This is a genomic window from Pinirhizobacter soli, assembly GCF_015905305.1.
Taxonomy (GTDB): Bacteria; Pseudomonadota; Gammaproteobacteria; order Xanthomonadales; family Rhodanobacteraceae; genus Pinirhizobacter; species Pinirhizobacter soli.
In genome coordinates this window covers 51,604-75,245 of the sequence record NZ_JADZLQ010000001.1, presented here as the reverse complement: position 1 = coordinate 75,245, position 23,642 = coordinate 51,604, and the positions used below count along the sequence as shown (strand labels likewise).

Here is a 23,642-nt window from a genome sequence, read left to right as displayed (position 1 = left end):
GCGACGCCCATGCGGCGCCGGCAAGCAGCTTCGAACGCAACTTACTCATTTCAACGTCGATCGGTCGCCGCGCACGCGCGGCAGGACTGCCAAGAGGGCAACATGGAACAGTCGCACAGCAACGGCAACGGTAACCTCGCTAACGAAACCCTTCTCACGGAGCAGGCCGACACGGCGCCCGCCGCAGCATCGACGCCTGCCATCCGCTTTGAAGCGCTGGAGCCGCGCGTGCTGCTCTCCGGCGACGTGAACCCCGCGGCCCTTTCCATCAACGGTTCGCTGGACGCGCCCGGGCAGCAGAAGCAGTACCAGTTCACCTTGCAGGATACCAAGCGCGTTGTCTTCGACAGCCTGACCAACCGCTCGGACATCAACTGGTCGCTGGCCGGACCGAACGGCAGCGTGGTCAACAGCCGGCAGTTTTCCGATGACGGCAATTCCAACAGCAGCACCCCGGCCTTCGACCTGGGCAGCGGCACCTACACGCTCACCGTGGCCGGATCAGCCGATGCCGTGGGCAGCTATGCCATGCGCATCGTCGACGCCACGGCCGCGGCCGACCTGACGCCAGGCACGGCGGTGTCCGACACGCTGGTCCAGGGCAGCGAAACCAGTGTCTACCGCTTCGATGCCAGCGCCGGCCAGCAGTTCTCCTTCAAGAATAACGGCGTGACCGGAGGCTCGGCCTACTGGCGGCTGATCGATCCCTACGGTCGCCAGGTCGGCAGCCATAATTATCTCGGTAGCGACCTGGACACGTTCACCGTCCCCAGCAATGGCGAATACCTGCTGCTGGTGGAGGGCGCGCCGACCAATACCGCGCCGGTCAACTACAACTTCACGCTCAATCCGGTCGTCAATCCGCAGCTGCCGCTGACGCTAGACCAGGCCACCACGGCCACCACCCAGCTCGGCCAGACCAACTACTACAGCTTCACGCTCAATGCGGACACGCAGGTGCTGTTCGACAGCCTGAGCCACGACTTCAACTGGGGGCTGACTGGCCCGACCGGCCAGGTCGTACAGCCACATGACACCTCGGAAACGACCAACGCGCTCGACCTGACCGCCGGCACCTACACGCTGGCGATCCGCGGCTACAGCGGACAGGCGGGCACCTACGCCTTCCGCATGCTCACCGACGCTTCCGCGCAGGCGCTGACGACCAATACGCAGATCTCGGGCACGCTGGACCAACCCAGCGGCTCGCAAATCTACAAGGTCTCGTTGGCACAGGGCCAGAAAATCTATTTCGGCAGCCAGTCGCCCACCGGCGGCAGCGTGGCGTGGCGCCTGGTCGATCCGTTCGGCAACGCCGTGTCCACCGGCAGTCTCGGGCAGAACATCAACCCGCTCACCGTATCGACGGCGGGCGATTACTGGCTGGTTCTGGATGGCTCCACCGGCAACGCGTCCACCGCCACGGTGGGCTACACGTTCCAGCTCAACCTCGTGCCGGACATCGCCGCCACCTTGAGCGTGGGCACGGCGGTGAACGATTCGATCGCCCTGGCCGGCCAGTCAGTGAACTACTCGTTCCACCTGGCCGCAGCGACGCAGCTGGCCTTCGATGCGTTGTCCAACCGCAATGACATCGTGTGGTCGCTGACCGGACCGCGCGGGCAGGAAATCAACCGCAATACGCTGAACTCCTCTGACGGCAATTCGGGGCTGGATGTCCTGGCGCTGTTGGCAGGCGACTACACGCTCACCGTACAGGGCGTCGACACCGCCACAGGTAATTTTGCCTTCAACCTGCTGGACCTGTCCGCCGCCGCCGCGATTACGCAGGGGGCGCCGCTGTCAGGCACACTTTCGCCGGGCAACAGCAGCGCCGCCTATACGTTCAGCGCGGCCGCTGGCGACAGCGTCGCGGTGCAGGCCGCCAGCGCAACCGGTGGCAGCGCCTTTTGGCGCATCGTAGACATGTACGGACGTACCGTCGGCTCTGCTGCGCTCTCCGGGGATGGCACGGCCGTCAGCCTCACCCATGCGGGCGCCTATACGCTGCTGATCGAGGGCAGCATTGACAACAGCACGCCTGTCAGTTTCCAGGCGCGCCTGGACAACGCTGGCAACACCGCACCCACGCCCCTGCCCGCCGGTGATCCGCTAGCCTTTGGCGGCACGACCGCCGGCACGCTGGCGACCTGGGACGCCACCAAGACCTATCGCTTCACGCTCAGCGCGACCACCCAGCTGCTGCTGGATGCGCAACAGTCCGGCAACACCGCCTGGTCCCTTCAGGGACCGCGCGGTATCGAGTTCAGCGGTCAATGGATGTCCAACGGCGACCAGGTGCTTACCCTGCCCGCCGGCGACTATGCGCTCACCATGCAGGGTTCGGTAGCCAGCTATTACGGCTCCGGTGCCTATGCCTTTACCGCTGTTGATCTGTCCACGTTGCCCAGCCTGCAGCTGGGCCAGCAAACCATCGTCACGCGCTCCCCGGGTAGCGCCGCCGCAGGTTTCCGCGTGCAGGCCAGCGCCGGTGAGACCCTGCTGCTCAATGTGGATTCCGTATCGGGCTACCAGCCCACCTGGCGGCTGATCGGGCCGCAGGGGCAGATCCTGCAGGCTCAGTCGGGCGACAACCTCGGCAGTCTCTTTACCATTCCCGCCGACGGCAGCTACACGCTGCTGGACCTGGGTTACTACTACGATAGCTACGCCACGGACCGTGATACGTTCACGCTCAGCGCGACGGATACGAGCAACACGCCGCTATCGATCAACGACCTCGCCAGCACCACGCTGGCCGGCCGCCAATCGATCGCGCAATACACCTTCAACATTGACCACGCCCAGGTCGTGGCGCTCGACGTGCTGGCCGGCCCCAACGGCAACCCAAGCACCCTGCAATGGATGCTGCGCTCCACCGCCGGCACCCTGATCAGCTGGTCCAGCCTGGGCTACGACCAGGGCACCGCACGCTTGCTTCCACCCGGCCAGTACACGCTGCTGTTCCGCAACAGCAACGACACGCCCACGGACCTTTCGTTCCGGCTGCTCAATCGCGACATCGCGCAGGATCTGCAGCCCGGCACGGCGGTGCAGACCACGCTGGTTACCGATCACACGCAGATTTACCGCTTCAACGCCAACGCCGGCGAACACTTCTACCTGCAGACCGACCGTAGCTCGCCCACCAACGGCGCCGACTGGCAGATCATCGCACCTGGCGGCAGCGTCATTGCTTCCGGCTCCATGTACAACGGGAGCGACGCCGCCGATATCGCCGCGACCTACACCGGCGAATACCTGCTGGTGGTGTCGCCGTACGTAGGCTATACCGCGCCGAAATCGGAGTCGCTGGCCTTTACGCTGGGGCGGCGCAGCACGCAGAGCGCCGCGCTCACGCTCGGTACCGACATCGCCGGCAGCATCGCCCAGCCGGGCCAGGACATCCAGTACAGCTTCACGCTCAATGCACCGACTTCGGTGCTGATGAGCACGCCGCTCAACAATAATTCGAACCTGCGTTGGAGCCTGATCGGACCGCGCGGCAACGAAGTGTCCCAGCGCGACTTCAGCTATTCCAGCCAGAACCTGTTGAACCTGCCCGCCGGTACCTACGTGCTGACGGTGAGCTACGGCGACCTCTCCACCGGCGATTTCCGGTTCAGCCTGTTGGACCAGGCGTCGATGCCCGTCGTGGCTATCGACACGCCGACGACGGTCGCGCTGCCCATAGCCGGCTTGCCGGCGCCTTACCGCTTCAACGTCGCAGCCGACGGCGACTACCGGGTGGAAACTCCACTCAACGGCGACTACGACCAATGGCAGGTGCAGAACGCGCAAGGCCAGGTGATCGCCAGCGGCGGCAGCAACACCAACAATCCCGCGCTGTTCCACCTCGCCGCCGGCAACTACGTACTCACCTGGCAGAACGCCTGGTACACCAGCGCCGACACCACGGTGAACTTCACCCTGCGCAAGGTCGTCACCACCGTGCTGCCGCTGGTGCCGGGCACACCCATCGTAGGCACCATCGTCTCGCCCGGCCAGCGCTACGAATACGACTTCTCGCTCGCAGCGCCCACGATGGCGCTGTTCCGTAGCATCTACAGCCGCTCTGACATCAGCTGGCAGTTGCAAGGCCCCATCGGCTACGTGGTGAACGGTGAGAACCTGGATGACTTAAGCGATCAGCTGCTTGCACTGACTGCAGCGGGCGATTACCGCCTCACCATCATCCCGAGCGGCGCGGCCGCCGGATCGTTTGCGTTCAACCTGTTCGACTTTGCCACCACTGCCGCGCTGGGCTTGACCACGGGGCAGACCGCGCGCGTAGCGCCGGCCGGCTCGGTCATGGTCTACGGCGTACAGGGCGAAGCTGGCGATTACCTGAAGCTGCACATCGACAGCGTTTCGGGCGGCAGCGTCACCGCACGCCTGCTCGATGCCAACGGCAACGCCGTGGTGGACTTTGGTGCGTTGGCCCCAGGCCAGGACCTCCTCGTGGTGCTGCCGCGGGACGGCCGCTACCAGCTCGTGCTCGATGGCGCCGGCGATGCGGAAGAAACCGATATTGGCTATGCCGCTTCATTGACGACACCATCGCACACGAGCCTTACGCTCGGCACCGATGTGCAGGGCCACACGACCACGACGGGCGTGCCCGACAGCTACGGCTTCGCCATCGCAGCGCCGACCCTGGTGCTGGTCGACGGCTTCGGTGATGCGGGGCAGCGCTGGAACATCCGTGCGGCCAACGGCAGCCTCGTGCAGTCCGGTACCACCGGTGCACCTTCCGCGTGCCTGCTCGGCCCGGGCACCTATACCCTGGAAGTGCTCGCCGACAACGCGACACAGCTGGGCGCTTACGGCGTGCGCATCACGGACATGAGCGCCGCGGCGGACCTCGCCATCGGGCAGTCGATCGTGACCACGACGGACAGCCGTGCGCTGGTCTACCGACTTACCGCCACCACGGACCTGGCCGCGATCGAATTGGCCGTGGCCACGGGCCAGGCCAACGGCGCCACCATCCGTGTGTACGATGCGGGCGGTCAGCTGGTGGCCTCGGGCAACAGCGAACTTGCCTCCACCCTTATCGCGCAGAGCGTTGCCGCCGGCACGCAGCGCTATCTGGTGATCGACGGCCCGGCCGCCGACTACACCGTGACCTCGAGCCAGACGCAGGCGCCTCCCGCGCCGCCGCTTGCCTGGGGCGGCTCGGTCAGCGGCACGCTCGCCTTTGTCGGCGACAGCGCGCGCTACCGCGTGACCATGGACTACACGCAGTCGCTCACGATCAGCGCATTGCTTCGCGATCTGGGCTCGCAAGGCGTGCACTGGCGCCTGACGCCGGTCGGCGCTTCCAGCGAAAGCCCCTGGCAGGATGAAAATCCGGGCGCCTACGCGACGCTACCCACCGCCGGCGACTACGTGCTGACCATCGCCGCCACGACGGACCAGGCCAGCTATGCGTTCCAGAGCGTCGATACGTCCACCGCCGCGGCCCTGAACGCGGGCACCACGAGCGGCCATCTCGACGCCGGGCAGTCGGCGGTGGTTTATCGCTACGAGGCGTCGACATCGGGCGCCCTGCATATCGTGCTGGACAGCGGCGACGATAGCTCGGCGTCCTGGTCGCTGTACGACGAGTACGGCGTGCTGATCGCGACGGGCGCGGCCGGTTCCGCGGTGGATACCCCCGTGCTCGCGACCGGTTCGTACCGGCTGCTGGTGGCACGCACCGGCAATGCGGACGCCTCGTTCACCCTGCATGCCGACGCGGTGGCGCCGCCAGCCGCGCATCCGGGCGATACGCTTACCGGCAGCACGGATCCCGTCACCGGGTTCACGGTCTACCGGATCACGCTCGACTACGACGCACTGCTGCAGTTCCACAACCTGGACTCCGACGGCGACATCCAGTGGGGCATTGCCCTGGCAGGCTCCGGGCCTTCGCTCTCCTATCTGGACTCCAATGGCCAGGGCGGCACCGACGTCGAGAACGGTTCGCCGTCCACCCAGCGGTTCGCAGCCGGTACGTATGAACTGTGGATTCGTAGCGACAGCCCGGGCGAGCATTTCGCCCTGCAGTTGCTGAGCCTGCTCGATGCCCCCGCCCTGCCCGCCGCGGGCGCGCAAGGCACCCTCGCCGGCGGCGATACCGCAACCGTCTACCGCCTCTCGCTCACCACACCCACCGCGCTGCATCTGGGCTTCGGCGTGGCGGATGCATCATTGCTTCGCTGGAGTCTGCTCGATACGAACGGCAACGTGGTCGCGGAAGAACCGACCGGCGCCGACGTCGATATCGCCACGTTGCCCGCGGGCGAATACCTGCTGGTACTCAAGGCACAAGACCCCGACGGCAATGACGTGGCCTACGAGATCTCGACGGCACCGGCCACGCTACCAGTCGTCCAGCCGGGCCAGATCGTCGAAGGCGCGCTGGGTGACAATCCCGACACCGCGACGGGTTACCGCCTCAGCCTGGACCACGACGCCACCGTCCTGCTGAAGAGCCTGTACAGCAACGGCTGGGTCCAGTTCGCCATCTACCGCAATGGCTATGCGTACGATAGCCAAGGCAACGGCGGCCAGTTCTTCCTCCCCGCCGGCGACTACGACATCCGCGTCATCGGATCGAACGCCGGCGAATCCTTCGGTTACCTGCTGGTTGATCTGTCGCAAGCGCAGCCGCTCGGCACGACCGGGACCGCCCAGGGACAATTTGACGCCACCCATGGCGGCGTCGCCTACACCTTCAACAGCGATGGTGAGAGCACGCTTGATCTGGGCGCCGTTGTCGATGGCGACAATGGCGATGGCGAGCACGGTCTTTCGTGGGTCGTCTATGACGCCGACGGCGATCAGGTCATGTCGGGCAACAACAACATCAGTCGCCAGACGCTGTCCTCGGGAACTTACACGCTGCTCGTCTACAGCAACGCCGTGGACACTTTCTCCTACGACGTCTCGGCAGCGCCGCTCCCCGTCCCCAGCACCGTGCTCACCGTGGGCGCGACGCAGCCACTGGTGCTGGACGATGCGTCCAACTTCCAGGCCGACTACACCTTCGACCTGGCAGCTCCAGGCCGCTTCATCGTGGCCTCCACGGGATTGCTAGGCGCTTCCGCCTACTTCGACATCGTCGATGCGGACGGTCACGAGTGGACCAACGGCAACATGTACCTGCCGAACAGCCAGACGCAGGTGATCCAGCTGCCGAAGGGCAGCTTCACCCTGCACGTGTTTGCGTACCAGCCCCTGGGCGAATCGACGGATGAGGGCGCCCCGACACCAGGCTTCCGCCTGATCGACCTCGATGCCGGTGCCGACCTGTCTCCCGGCACGACCGCCTCCGCGGACCTTACCCAGTACAGCGACGCGCAGGCCTGGCACTTCGCCGGCCATGCCGGCGACACGATCGACCTGTCCATGCAGGTGAGCAGCGCGGTTACCACGTCGCCACAGGTGTACTGGTACCTGGTCGGCCCCGACGGCAGCTATCTGAGCTCGGGCTACGCAGGCCCCAATGCCAACCAGATCTCGTTCGACCTTCCCGATGACGGCAACTATGCCGTCGTCATTACCTATGCCAATGCCGCCGTCACGGCGACTTTTGGCACCACGCTGGTAGACCACACCGACCAGCCGGCTGTCCCGACCGCGCCGATCACGCTGGGGCAGGCGAGCAGCGTGACGCTGACCAACAACGACGCGCGCGCCTATACCTTCACCCTTGACCAGGTGTCGCTGGTTTCCTTTGCGGGCGTAGGCACCTCGTATGGCATGCACTGGCAGTTGATCAACGCCAGCGGGGAAGTAGCGTCCGGGTATTTCAACACCTATCAAGGCAATTTCCCTGAGCCGTCGCTGCTGGGCGCCGGCGACTACACATTGTTGATCAGTGCTTCGCTCGATGGCTCGGCGGACCTGGACTTTACCGTCACGACCCAGGCGCAGACGCTCGCTGCGAGTGGCGCGCTGACTGCCCCCGCCATCCCTGGCCTGTACGCCTTTCAGGTTGTGGCGGGACAGGATTACTACATCACCGGCGCGCGTTACAGCAACGTGGTGATCTACGATGCCAACCTGAACCGCATCGACTCGCGCGGGTTCTACAACCCCGGCGATTTCTACCACGTGCACGCCGATACGAGCGGTACCTGGTACGTCGCCCTTACCAGCGTCGACCAGGTCGACGCTGACACGACCGCCCTCCATGTCACGGCGCCCACGCCGCTGGTCGCCGGCCAGATCACGGTGGGCAGCCTGCCCGCCGATGGCGGCGTGAGTTTCTACAGCATCGACGTGGACCACGATCAGCTGGTCTATCTGCAGAAGCCCCAGGGCTCGGACGATGTCACGGCATCTGTCGAAATTGCTGGCTCGAACTACACCCTGGGCAACTACTACACCACCGTGTTCATGCCCAAGGGCCACTACGTTATCCAGGTCAGCGCCCAGGGCAACGACGGCGGCAGCGGGGGTGAGTCCGGTGAGTCCTTCGCCGTAGCCAGTACCGCGGACGACTCGGGCGATTACAGCTATGCGCTGGTTTTCGACCGCATGGAGAACGCCACTGCACTGCCGCTGGACGCACCAGCAACCGTGACACTGAATCCGGGCCAGGTGCAGCTCTACGCCTTCCAGGCGCAGGCCGGGCAGCGGCTCTACTTCGTGCCGCAGGCTGGCAGCACCAGCAACGGCGCGTGGGAGGTGTACGACGCACAGGGTCAGTACCTGTGGGGTGATACCTCGTCGAGCAACGACGCGCTGCCGGTGTTCGCGGCGAGCGGCACGTATTACCTGGTGTGGTCGGCGAGCTCCGATGCCGCAGGTTCAGCGAGCTACGGCTTCGCCATTGCCACCACGCAACCGGCAACGACCGCGACGGCGAACGTCGGCGACACCCTTCAGATCGACACCCAGGGCTCGGCCGACACCGCCTACTACACGCTGACCCTCTCTGGCCCGACGCGCCTGCTGCTCGATGCGCTGGCCAATAGCGGCGATGGCTACGAATGGCAGATCACCCAGGATGAAACCTACTTCGGCTGGGGCAGCTGGCAGCCAGGCGATGGCGCGGTACAGGCGGTCACGCTCGCTGCGGGAACATACCGGCTTACCGTCCGGGCGCACGGTGCCGACGCAAGCCATCTGTCGCTCGCACTTACCGATGCCGCCATGGCTGCGCCACTGGTGCTCGATGCACCGCTCAGCGACAGCGTGGTGCCGGGACAATCGAAGGTCTATGCCTTCGATGGCTTCAACGGCGACCGTCTGCATTTCGCGCCGCTGGACAGCGGAACGCTCAGTGGCCAATGGGTCCTGATCGGTCCGGATGGCAACCAGGCCGCCAGTGGCGACCTGGGCAGCGCCGCGGACCTCACGCTCAATGCCGACGGACGCTACTTGCTGGTGTACAAGACCGACGCCGCCGGCGATACCACACCGGTGGACTTCCAGTTCGAGCTGAGCCGTCCGCAGGTTGCCGTAGGTGACTGGCTGCGACCCACGGGGCCGACGGTCTACGACTTCCATCTCGACCACGCCACGCACCTGCTGCTGGACTCAGGCTTCCTCAACTATGGCTATGCCAACTGGCGCATCGTGCACCATGGCGAGACGGTGTTCAGCGCAAGCACGTGGGACAACGGCCAGGACAACACCACCTTCGATCTTGATGGTGGCGACTATCAGCTGGTCATCGAGAACATCCCGTATGGCTACGACAATGCCCGCCTGCGCCTGCTGGACCTGGGGGCCGCCACCGAACTGACGCCGGGCACGGCCGCCACGGGCACCACTTCCGCCGGTGCCTCGGAGCTCTTCCGCTTCACCGCCAATAGCGGCGACACGATCACGCTCGACAGCGACGACTTCAACTTCGGCTGGTCGCTCTATGATGAATTCGGCCATTTCCTGCAGCAAGTGCAGGGTGCCGGAACCATCGCCAACCTGCCGCGCAGCGGAACCTGTTACCTGGTCCGCGACACGCAGGACGATGACGGTACCGCGCCGGCACAGGACTACGCCTTCACCGTAACCACCTCGCACGACTTGCCGGCGCTGCCGATCGGCCAGCCCGTGCAAGGCCTGCTGCAGAACGGCAGCCTGGCTTACCAGGTGCAGGTGACGCAAGCGTCCTCGCTGTGGATCACCACGCCCTCCGATCCCAACGTGCGCCTGGACGTCTACGACAGCCAGGGCACCCTGCTGTATTCTTTCAACCCGCGCAGCGGCAACCGTGCGGTGATCCTGCCCTCGGCGGGCAGCTACACCTTCCGCTTCGTCGATCTGAACGGGAACACCGGTCAGCGCTGGATCAACTTCGCCGCGGTGAACCTGGGCACGGTGCCGGCGCTGCAGCCGGATACGCGCATCAACGGCACCTACAACGCGCAGCAAGGCCCGCAGATCTTCAAGCTCAACCTGACCCAGGCCAGTCTGTTCTGGTTCGACCCGTTCGTCACCTCGACCCTGACCAGCTACCTCAACTGGCATCTGATCTCGCCCTACGGCACCGAGGTGACTTCCGGCTCGCTGTACAACCAGAGCGGATCGCTGTCGTTGGCCGCGGGCCAGTACTACCTGGTCATCGACAACCCGGGCTACGTGCCTTCCAATGCGATCGCCTACAGCTTCGCGATCAAGGCCGGCTACGCGGCCCTGCAGCCTAACACCGTCGTCAACGGCACCGCGCCTGGCACTGGCGTACCAGTGCAGTACACGTTGCACCTGGACAAGGATACGGTGGTGGCCTTCGACGGGCTCAGCGCCACCAACAACGCCTATTGGAAGCTGACCAATGCAAGCGGCCAGCAGCTGTTCAACCAGCAGGTCGGCTACTACTACTATTCGAACTACAGCAACGATTACACCGGCCTGCTTGCAGCGGGCGATTATGTGCTGACGGTGTGGAGCAACAACACCAGCGACAACCCCTTCAGTTTCCGCATGCTCAGCTCCGCCAGCGCCACGGCGGTGACGCCAGGCACGGCGGTCAGTACCACGATCGATACGCGTGGCACGCAGCTATTCACCTTCGACGTGCCGGCGGATGGGCACTACTTCCTGGACGCGCTGCCGGGCCTGGGCTCGTCCACTTATGGCGCGGTGCCGACCTGGACCCTGCTCGACCCGCTTGGCCGCACGGTGTTCTACCAGCAGTCGATGGGCAATGAGTCCAGCGCCTGGAACGGCAGCAGTTACAACTACCAGTTCAACGGCAGCGGCATCGACCTGGGCCGGCTGCTGGTTGGCGGCCGCTACACGCTGGTGCTGGCGATGTCCAACTACCCCAATTCCAGCCCGGTGGCCAACGTCTCGTTCAATGTGGTGCAGGTGCCCGACGCACCGCCCACCGTGCTCGATACCCTGGTGGTCACCCCGGCACCGGACCTCACCGTCACCTCGGTGAATGTTTCGCCCGCCGGCACGCTGCAGACCGGCCAGACCATCGACGTGCAGTGGGTGGTGGAAAACCAGGGCGTGTTGGCCACCAGCGGCAACTGGAACGATCGCATCGTGGTGCGCAATATCGCCACGGGCGTGGTCCTTGCCGACATCACCGTGCCCTATAACGCCAGCGACGCGGCCAATGGCCCGATCGGCGTGGGCGATGCACGCACGCGCCACATGCAGATCCGCCTGCCCGACGGCTCATACGCGGCCGGAGATGTCAGCATTACCGTGCTGACCGACTCCGACAACGTGGTCAAGGAGAGCAACGGCGGCGGCAATGCTGAAAGCAACAACGCCGGCAGCGTCACCGCCACGGTGGTGCTGTCGCCGTATGCCGACCTTACCGTGCAGGACCTCAGCCTGCAGCCGTCCGGCGCCTACCAGCCTGGACAGACTGTCAATGTCAGCTGGACCGTCGGCAACCAGGGCAACGTGGCCGTCGCGCTGCCGTGGAGCGAGACGCTGGAGGTGCGTAATCTTTCCACCGGCAAGGTGGTCGCCACCGTCACCCTGCGCGACCTGCTCGACCAGGGCCCGCTGGCCGCAGGCGGCACGCGCCAGCGCAACGCCAGCTTCACCTGGCCAACGGGCGTGGATGCATCGGGCAACTTCGCCATTCGCGTGATCGCCGATAGCCTGGCCGAAATCCCCGAAGCCAACGCCGACGGCACTGGCGAAAGCAACAATGTCGCCGAGATCGACCAGGCGGTCGGGCCGGATCTGTCGGTGAAGAACCTGCAGGTGGTCACCACCACCATCCAGGCCGGCGGCCTGGTCACCATCACCTGGGAAGACTGGAACCAGGGCGCCAGCGCCACCGGCGCGCCGTTCAATGACCGCATCACCATCAGCCGCGTCGACAACGGCATGACGCTGCTCGACACCAGCCTGGTCTACGACCCGTCTGCACTCGTCGATGGCCAGGTCAACGGCCCGATCGGCTCGGGCGAACACCGCGTGCGCAGCTTCACCTTCCGCCTGCCCGACGGCCTGCGCGGTACCGGCAACATCAGCATCGCCGTCACCGCCGACCAGAATGCCGCCGGTGTGGGCGTGCTGTACGAGACCAATCTCACCCAGGACGCCGAGAGCAACAACAGCGCCGCCACGGCGGTGGTCTCGGCCGCCGTACCATACGCGGATCTGCGCGTGGACAGCATCACCACGTCCACATCAGGCATCGGCGGCCAGCCGGTTACCGTTAGCTGGACGGTGGGCAACCATGGCCAGGCGGCCACGGGCGACGCCTGGACCGACGAAATCGTGCTGAGCACGGATGCGATCATCGGCAACGCCGACGACATCGTGATCGGCTCGGTGCGTCGCAACGGCGCGCTTGCCGTGGACGGCACTTATACGCAATCGGCGACGGTCAACCTGCCGCTGCTGGCTGACGGGCACTACTACCTTGGCGTGCGCGTCGATGCGCAGTCCGAGGTGCTCGAGCCCGATACGCGTGGCAATGACAACAGCACGGCCAAGGCCATCAACGTGGCCGCCGCCTATGCAGACCTGGGCGTAGTGACGGTGAGCGCGCCAACGACCGCGCAGAGCGGCGATAACGTATTGGTGAGCTGGACGGTGAACAACACCGGCAACGCGCCGACCAACCTGGCCCTGTGGAACGACCGCGTGGTGCTTTCGCGCACCGGCGTGCCTTCGGCGGACGATATCGTGCTGGCAGGCTCCGTCACCCATGCCGGCGTGCTCGCCAACGGCGACAGCTACACCGCCAGCGCCACGCTGACCCTGCCGCGCGACCTGGTGGGCGACTACTACATCCTGGTGGTCACCAACCTCAACAACACCGTGGTTGAGAACGGCCATACCGGCAACAACGCCAAGGCCACCGCCGTACCGCTGCACATCGCGCTGTCACCCTCGCCCAATCTCACCGTAAGCGACGTTACCGGCCCCACCGCCGTGCGCCCGGGCGATGCGGTGAGCGTGAGCTACATCGCGCACAACCCCGGCACTGGCGACGCTACCGGTGTGTGGCGCGACCGCGTTTACCTGGACGATGGCCAGGGACACCAGATCGAAGTGGCCAACCAGTTCTTCACCGACGGCCTTGTCGCAGGTTCAAGCGTGGCGCGGACGATCAACTTCACCCTGCCCGCCGGCTTTACCGAAGGCACCTATACCTTTGTTGTACGCACCGACACCGACAATACGGTGTACGAGCGCGACGGCGAGAACGACAACACAGCCTCCGCCACCGCGCAGGTTGTGGTGGCGCGCCCGGATCTTGCGGTCAGCAACATCAGCGGCCCCACCCTGGTGCTGTCCGGTAGCACGCTGCACGTGCAGTGGACCGTTACCAATAGCGGCGGCCTGGCTGCCGGCAACTGGCTCGATCGCGTTTATCTGTCACAAAACGGCACGCTGACCAAGGTCGCCGAACTGTTGCACGCAGGTCCCCTTGCCACCAACGGCAGCTATGACGCCTCCGCCGACATCCAGCTGCCGCTGGATGCCAATGGCGATTACGAGATCGTCGTGGTGACCGACGCCGCCAGTGTCCTGGACGACCACAGCCGCACCAACAACACCGCCCAGCGTGACCTCACCGTGCAATTGGCGCCTTACGCCGACCTTGCGGTGAGCGCCGTGCAGGCGCCGTCCACGCTGATCGCCGACCCGGCCACGATCGACGTGCACTGGACGGTGACCAACAACGGCACCGGCGCGGGCACCAGCTCGCAGTGGGTGGATCGCGTGATCCTGTCCACCGATGGCGTGCTCGGCAATGGCGACGACCGCGTGATCGGCGAGGTAGCGCACAATGGCGCGCTCGCCGCGAATGCCAGCTACGACGGCGCGCTCAGCGTGATGCTGCCGCCGGGCACCACCGGCCGCTACAAGCTGTTCGTGGTCACCGACGCCACAGGCCAGGTGTTCCAGAACGGCAACACGGCGAACGACACGGCCCTGCTGGGCCATGACGTCGACGTGATGCCCAAGCCGTACGCCGATCTGCAGGTGCAATCCGTCTCCGCACAGGGCACGGCGGTGAGCGGCCAGCCGCTGACGCTGACCTGGACGGTAAGCAACCAGGGTATCGGCATCACCGATACCTCCGAGTGGTCCGACCAGGTATGGCTGAGTTCCAACCCTGATGGCACTGGCGTGATCGCGCAATTCGGCAGCGCCACCCACATCGGCCAGTTGGCGGTCAACGACAACTACACGCGCAGCATCACCGTCACCCTGCCCAATGGCATCCAGGGCAACTACTACGTCAATGTGCGCACGGGTGGACCGTTCGAGTTCGTCTATGGCGATAACGACACCGGCCACAGCCTGGCCATCCCGGTCACGCTGGCAGCCTCGCCCGACCTGGTGGTGCAGTCGGCCACGATCGCGCCGTCCTCTCCGGACAGCGAAGCGGAAGGCGGCGGCCTGCTCGAGGGCACCCTCGCCGACGTGACGTGGACCGTGAGCAACCAGGGGCAGGCCGTAGCGGTCGGTCCGTGGGTGGATACGGTGAAGCTGGTGCCCGTCAATGGCGGCACGCCGATCGTTCTGGGCAGCTTTACCTACGACCGGCCGCTGGCAGCCGGCGAGAACTACAAGCGCACCGAACAGCTGCGCCTGCCCTCGAAGATCGAGGGGCTGTATCGCCTGGAGGTGATCACCAACGCCAACGTCGGCGGCAATGGCGCCCAGGTATACGAATACGGCACAGCCAGCGCCAACAACGTGCTGATCGTCAGCGATGCGACCAAGATCGCCCTGCAGCCGCGTCCCGACCTGCAGGTGGGATCCATCACGATTCCCGACCATGTCACCGCCGGCACCAACGTCGGTATCCAGTACACCGTCACCAACCTGGGCTCCGTGCCCGCCAGCGGCCATTGGAAAGACAAGGTGTACCTGTCGCTCGACGGTACGCTCAGCGGCGACGACCAGCTGGTCGGCACGTTCGACAACGGCAGCGCGCTGGGGCCGACAGAGAGCTATTCCAACATCACCGGCTCGATCAGCATCCCGATCCGGTCCCCTGGCGACGCCTACCTGATCGTGGTGGCCGACGCCGACAACGCGGTGGATGAGTACCCGAACGACGTCAACAACGCCAAGGTGGTGCATTTCTACGTCGATCCGGTGCCGTTCTCGGATCTTGTCACCAGCAACATCACCGCGCCGGACCAGGCCGTGCATGGCGGTACCATCGACGTGCGCTACAAGGTAAGCAACCTGGGCAGCGCCACCACCCGCGGCCTCACCGCCGACGTCAACAGCTGGACCGACACGGTGTGGCTGGCCAAGGATCCGAAGCGCCCGGGTGCCAACAAGGGCGACGTGCTGCTGGGATCGGTCACCCACACGGGCAACCTCGCCGTGGGCGAGGACTATCTGGGCGACCTGCAGGTCACCATCCCGGACGGCACGCTCAGCGGCCAGTACTACATCACCGTCTGGACCAACACCTACGACACCATCCTGGAAGACACCCTGGCGGCCAACATCAATACGGACGACGCGAACCAGGTCAACAACAACGACTACAAGGGGCGCGCCATCAGCGTGCTGGGCATCACCCCGCCCGACCTTGTGGTGACCCAGGTCAACGCGCCGACCACCATCGACGCCGGCAGCAATGTCAGCTTCAGCTATACCGTGCAGAACCAGGGCGACCTGTTCACCGGTGGCTGGACCGACACCATCTACGTGGCCGACAACGCGGACCTCACCAAGGCCACGCACATCTGGACCATCGGCAGCTACACGCAGAACCGCACGCTGAACAATGGCGAGAAGTACACGGTCAACCAGACCCTGCAGCTGGCGCCGGACATCAGCGGCGCCTTCATCATCGTCAAGACCGATGCGCTCAGCCAGGTGCGCGAACTCAACGAGAACAACAACGCCACGCCGTTGGCCTCGGCGGTGATCCCGCATCCGGCCGACCTGCAGGTGACCGCGGTGCAGGTGCAGCCGCAGAATTATTCCGGCGAGCTGACCCCGATCTCCTGGACCGTGACCAACCGCGGCGAGACGGTATGGCCCGGCACCGTGAGCTGGCAGGACTCGGTGTTCATCAGCACCGATCCGACCTTCATCCCCAGCCGCGCCACCGCCCTGGGCGTGTTCGAGCACCAGAACACCAATGGCCTGGCCGCCGGCGCCAGCTACACCACCACGGTGAACGTGGCGCTTCCCGCGGGTACCAATGGGCGGTACTACATCTATGTGATCACCGACAGTGCGCGCAGCTCGCAGGGCATCCCGCCGCGCGCAGCGGACGAAATCAATGCCGGTGGCTTCAACGATGTGTCGCTGAATTTCTACGGCACGTCGGTCTACGAGGGTGTGAACAACACCAACAACCTCGGCGGCAGCCCGCTGGACATCACCTACCGCGAAGCCGACCTGCAGATCGATACCATCCAGGTTTCCAACCCGGCACCGAAGTCCGGCGACCAGATCACCGTGACCTGGACCGTGACCAACCGCGGTACCCGCGCCACGCGCGTGAGCCAGTGGAACGACGGCGTCTACCTGTCCAATGACGACTCGCTCGATCCCACCGATTATCCGCTGGTGGAAGGTTCGCTCTACAGCAATCCAGGCCGGGTGCAACCGGTGGCGCTGTACGACGCCGACGGCAAGCCGCGGTTCTTGCTGCCGGGAGAGTCGTACACGATGTCGGCGACGTTCCACCTGCCGCAATCGATCAGCGGCAACTTCAACATCATCGTCAAGGCGGACACCTCCACCACCAAGGATTGGTACTACAGCGAGCCGAGCTCGATCCGCGACGGACTGGACGTGGTTACCGGTACCGGCGCCGGGGCCGTGCTGGAATTCCAGGACGAAGGTAATAACGTCTCCTCGATCGCGCTGCCGATCACCCTGGCCACGCCGCCCGACCTGCAGGTGAGCCTGGTCAGTGCGCCGCCCACCGTGGTGGCAGGCCAAAGCTTCACCGTCGGCTACCACGTGACCAACGCGGGCGGCGATACGCCCAGCGACCAGACTCAGTGGAACGACCTGATCTATCTTTCGCGCGACCGCTTCCTGGACGTCAACCAGGACCGCTATCTCGGCTACCTCGGCCATACCGGCGGCCTGGCTGCCGGCGGCGGCTATGACGGAAGCTTCACCGTCACCGCGCCACGCGACCTGGATGGCCCGTACTACGTATTCATCATCACTGACCCGGCCCGTGCCTTCGGCGCCGGCCCGTACGGCACGGTGCTGGAATTCGGCAATGACCAGAACAACGCCACGGCCGCGCCTCAGCCGATGCTGGTGCAGACACCGCCGCCGGCCGATCTGAAGGTCACCGATGTCACCGTGCCGCCGCAGGCCAAGGTGGGCGATTCGGTAACGGTGACCTACACCGTCGTCAACGACTCCACCAACCCGGCCTACGGGACGTGGACCGACGCGATCTACCTGTCGATGGACAACGTCTGGGGGCTGGACGACATCCTGCTGGGCAAGGTCGTCCACAACGGCGACCTCGCCGGCGGCGTCAGCTACAGCGGCACGCTCACCGCCAACCTGCCTCCGTTGAAGGACGGCAGCTGGCGCATCGTGGTGCGTCCGGACCTGTACAACGAGGTTTACGAGGGCGGCATCAGCTATGGCCCGAATGGCCTGGTGATGGCGCCAGGCGAGGCCAACAACCTCACCGCCTCCGCCGCCACCATCCAGACCCAGGTGCCGCCGCTGGCCATTGCCAGCCCGTTGCAGACCACGCTCTCCAGTGGCGACGTGCAGTTGTACAAGGTGAGCGTGGCCGCTGGCCAGACGCTGCGCGTGCTGCTCGATTCCATCGCCGCCAGCGGCGATAACGAGCTGTACATCCGCTACGGCGACATCCCGACCACGTTCGCCTACGACGCGGCGTACACCGATGCCTCGGCGGCCGACCAGCAGGTGCTGATCCCCAGCACGCTGGCGGGCGACTATTACATCCTGGTGCGCTCGCGCAGTGGCAACGCCGTGCCTGCGACCTTGCGCGCCGACCTGCTGCCGCTGTCCATCACCAAGGTGACGCCGGACAACGGCGGCGTCAGCGACGACGACCATCGCTGGGTCACGCTGGACATCTACGGCTCGGCCTTCCAGGCCGGCGCCATCGTCAAGCTCACCCGCCCCGGCGTGTACGAAGCCGAGCCCGACCGCTGGCAGGTGTTGGACGCCACGCACATCCGCGCCATCTTCGACACGCGCAACTTCCCACTGGGCCTGTACGACGTCACCGTCATCAATCCCAACGGCCAGAGCATCACCGAGGCCAACCGTTACCTGGTAGAGCGCGGCATCGAGGACGACGTCACCATCGGCATCGGCGGCCCGCGCAACCTGGAGCCGGGCGATGCGGCGACCTACTCCGTTTCGCTGCAGAGCCTGACCAACGTCGACACCCCATACGTGCGCTTCGACGTCGGTGCTGTGGAGATGGGCTACAACCAGTACCTGATCGACGGGCTCAACCTGCCCTACGCGATCTTCGGCTCGAACATCGGTGGCTCGCCCTTCGGCGACATCAGCGGCTCGCCGGCCAACGACCAGGCTTACGGCCAGACTGGCTCCACGCTGCCGCGCACCGATATCCCGTGGGCGTCGCTGGACGGTACGCTCAACACCAACGGCTTCAACCTGGCGCCGGGCTACGCCTTCGACGTGGCCGCTCACGGCTTCGTGGGCATGAGCTTCCGCCTGCAGACCTACCCGGGCCTCACTGCCTGGGTCAACCGCGACTTCGACGGCCTGCGCGACGCGCTGTACGCCACGCATCCGGATTGGAAAGCGCAAGGCATCCTCGATGCCGGCGTCAGCGGCCTGGACACGATCTCGCAGGGCCTGACCGCGCGCTTCCTGTCCACCGATCCGGAAGACATCCTCACCAAGATCGAAATGCTGTCCGAGTCGTTCCAGATGAACGTGGTGGCCTCCGCCACCGCGCTCACCCGCGACGAGTTCATCGCCGAGCAGACTGCTTATGCACTGAAGCTGCGCGGCGCCGTGCTGGCCGACGCCAGTGCACCGAGCAATCTGGCTGCGCTTGCAGCCGACCCCTCACAGTGGGTCAACGGCTGGCTGGCCGCACTTGAATCCGCCGGCATGCTGCTGCCGGCCGACCAGGCACCGCCGATCACCACCAACCCGCAGGTGGTAAGCCTCAACGCCACGCTGGCTGCTGGCATCCTGATGTCCAAGGGTGGCGACAGCTATCGCACCCAGGCCGACATCCTGGGCTTCTTCGCCAAGGTGCAGCAGTGGTACGGCGACACTGCCAGCTACGCCGGCGATCCCAACGCCGCCACAGGCCCCATCGATCACTACGAGACCCGCCAGGACGACGAGGGCGACGAGGTCCAGGTGCCCGTGCCGGCGCTGGCCAATCCGGCCGATTACGACCAGCACGCTGGTCGCACGTTGCAGTTCGAGAACTTCCAGATATTCGTCGGCGGCCAGGCGGAGCTTGAATATCTGCGCGCGCAGGGCCTGCTGGACGAGAAATTCAACCCGCTGCCGGGCAAGAGCCTGAACCTCACCCAGTATCTGCAGCTCGTTGCGCAGCAGGCTGGGGCCACCGACGCGGCGATCAGCGTGCAGGGGCCGCAGGGCCAGGCCACCGCCGCCGACGGCAGTGTCTACGTGCCGGCCGCCACGCCGTTGCCGTACACCTTCGCCTTCAGCAACCCGACGGGCCAAGGTGTAGGACAAATCCGTATCGTGTCGCCGCTCGATCCGGATCTCGATCCGCGCTCGGTGCGACTGGGCGATTTGAAGATCGGCGACATCAACATCCACATTCCTGCCGATCGCTCCAACTTCCAGGGCGATTTCGACTTCACCGGCAGCAAGGGCTTCATCCTGCGCGTGAGCGCGGGCGTGGACGCGGAAACCGGCATCGCCACCTGGCTGTTGCAGGCGATTGATCCGATCACCGGCGAAGTGATGCAGGACCCCACGCGCGGCCTGCTGGCCGGGACCAACCTGGGCGGCTTCGTCAGCTTCACCGTGTCCGCCGCGCCGGGTGCCGCGTCCGGCGCGAAGATCTCCATGCAGGCACGCGTGTTCTTCGACGACACGCCGCCGATCGACAGCGCCTCGCTGGACGTCACGCTGGACGCCAAGGCACCCACCACCACCGTCACGGCCACATCGCTGGGCAACAACGCCCAGGGTGCGCCGACTTATGATGTGAAGTGGAACGCGCAAGATGACGCCAGCGGCATCCGTTTCGTCACGGTCTACGTTGCCACCAATGGCGGCGACTTCAAGATCTGGCAGCGCCAGGTCGGCCCGGGCGTGAACGAGGCGGTGTTCACCGGCGAGGCGGGCAACCGCTACGAGTTCCTGGCCGTGGCCACGGACCTGGCCGGCAACCGCGAAGCCGCCACGGTGAGCAATGCCGTGCTGCCGGACGACGGCGCACGCCAGGATGTGCTCGACGGCCTCGGCGTCACGCCGGGTGTCGACCAGACGGCGGAAGTGCCGCAGGCCCCGCTGGATCGCAACTACGACAGCAATCCGCTGTTCCAGCAGGCCACGCAGATGCTGCCCGGTGCGGTGGCGAGCGTGAACGCCGGCGACCTGAAGAACGTGCTCGCGCCGTTCGCCGCGCGTGGCTTTGCCGACGGCTTTGCCACGGGCGCGGCTGACATCGGCGCCATGGCCATGGTGCAGCTGCCGGATCAGTCGATCCTGGTCAGTGCCGGCCAGCAGCGCAACGAGGTGTACCGCTATGGCAAGGACGGCGGCCACAGCACTACGCCGCTGTTCGTGCTCGACCAGCCCGTGCTGGACATGGCGGTGGATTCGCTCGGCCAGCTATGGGTGATGACCGGCAACGAATTGCTGCAGGTGGACGCCAATAGCGGCGCCATCGTGCGCCGCATGCAGGGCCCCAGCCAGCAGCCGCTGACCCACGCCCTGGCGATCCAGCCGGGCACCGGTGATATCTATGTCTCCGACGGCGACGGCATCGAGGTGTTCCACCCGAACGAGACCGATCCGAACAAGGCCTGGCAGCACTTCAGCAATACCCGCGTGGGTGATCTCGCCTTCGGGCCGGACGGGCGCCTGTGGGGCGTGCGCTGGACGGGTAGCGATATCACCTCGGCTGATCCGAATGGCACGACCGACATCGTGAGCTTCCCGATGAGTGGGATTACGCTGGGTCGCGCGGAGTTGGAGTATCGGATTCGTGGGGTGGTCAACAGCATCGCGTTTGGTGCGGCAGGCACGCCGCTCGCCGGCCTGCTGGTCGCCTCCGGCGCGCTGCCGCAGCATGTGCAGGTGGCGGGCGTGGCAGATACCACCACCGGTTCTTCGGTGTGGACCATCGAACTGGCGACGCGCCGCGTTCTGCAGCTCGCCGGCGGTGGCACGCAGGGTGAAGCGATCCTCACCACGGCCGATGGCCGGATCCTTATCGCGGAAACGCACCATATCGACGAGATTGCCCCGGCGCGTGCGCCGAAGGTGATCGCCACCAGCGTGCCGGATGGGGCGCTGATTCCGCTGCCGGTGGGACAGATCGCCGTGCAGTTCGACCAGGACATGTGGCTGGGCTCGGATCCGCAATCCGCACTGACCGACGCTTCCAGCGTGCTCGACGCCGACAACTTCCAGCTGATCGGCGCCACCACCATCACGCCCAATAGCGTTCGTTGGGACGCTGCCACGCACACCGCGTACCTGGACGTGACCGGCCTTCCCGCCGGCCACTACCAGCTCACCATCAACGGCAACCTGCGCAGTGCGGCGCAGTTGCGTATTGGGCAGGACACCATCAGCGGGTTTACGGCGCTGCTGGATATGAGCAGCCAACTGCAGATCGCATTTAGCAATACCCGCGCCGACCAATCCACCGGCGAAGTCAGCTACGACATCAAGCTCACCAATATCGGCACCGACGACCTGCACGGTCCTTTGATGCTGTTGCTGGATCCAGGCGCCTACTTCGGCGGCGCTGTCGTGGGCGCGACGCACGGTGCCGGCGATAGTCCCGACTTGTGGGTAGTAGACCTCACCGCCGCGTTGCAGGCGCTAGGTGGCAAGTTGGCGGTCGGGGCCACCCTGTCCGATCTCACCGTGAGCGTGGTGCCGGCAAACCACTTCACGGGGGGGATGGCCGACCTGGCCAAATTCAATCTCGGCCAAGGCATTTACGCGGTGCCCGAGGCCAACGTACCGCCGAGACTGGGCGTTGTGGTAACCATTCCGGCGGCCCCCGCGGATACCGGCGACGAAGACATCGGCGACGACACCGGTGAAACGGCCGCCTCCACCACGGCAGTCGACTACGACGTCGACGGCTTCGATACACCGGCCACGATCGGCCAACCGTGGCAGGCACAGCTCGACGCGGCCGACAGCGACGGCACCCGCTTCTATTGGCAGGTGGTGCAGGCGCCAGCGGGCATGACGCTACATGCGGCCGACGGTTACACGCGCGACGAGGTCGGCATCTACCACTCGACCGCCACGCTAAGCTGGACGCCCGGCAGCGACGCCTTGGCCGACACGGTCGTGGTCATCCGCGTGCAAGACAGCCGCGGCGGCGTGGCCTTGCGTACGTTGCATATCCCGGTCACCAACGGCAACCGCGCCCCCACCCTGGCGAACCAGGGCACGGTGACATTGGCAGAAGGCCAGTCGCTCAGCTTGCCGGTGAGTGCCGCCGATGCGGATGCGGACGCACTCACGGTGAGTATCCGGAACCTGCCGCCCGGGGCGTCGTTCGACGCGCGCACCGGCGTGCTGAGCTGGACGCCCACCTACGACCAGGCCGGCGTCTATCACGACGTCACCATCGTGGTGAGCGACGGCATCAGCACGGTCAGCGAACGTTTCGACATCGTGGTCAACCAGGCCTGGGCTTCGCCCGTGCTGCTGGCGCCCGCTCCGCAGACGCTGCGCGAAGGTGATGCGTTCGGCCTGCAACTGGCCGGCACCATGCCCGGTGGCCTGGACCAGGCCGACGGCACCACGATCGTCCTGTCTTATGCCGCGTCTTCACTCCCTGGTGGCATGAGCATCAACAGCGACACCGGCTGGCTGGCCTGGATGCCCGGCTATGATCAGCACGGCGACTACAGTGTGGCTGTGACGCTCACCGCCACATTCACCCAGCCCGGCGGCGCGACAGTGGCCCGCTCCACCACGGAAACGGTCACGCTGCATGTGCTCAATGCCAACGGCGCGCCGCGCTTCGATGACAATCTCGGTAGCCCCTGGAACAC

1 protein-coding gene (running past one end of the window) is annotated in these 23,642 nt (G+C 65.6%); it reads left to right on the top strand.

All coding sequences use genetic code 11. The annotated features are described in order from the left end of the window. The first annotated feature begins 102 nt into the window (after positions 1–102). On the top strand, positions 103–23,642 hold the 5' portion of the coding sequence (locus NDK18_RS00150; RefSeq protein ID WP_250626716.1) for a tandem-95 repeat protein. It continues 14,809 nt past the right edge of the window; 23,540 of the gene's 38,349 nt are visible here — the first part of the coding sequence; the start codon lies at positions 103–105; its stop codon lies beyond the right edge, outside the window.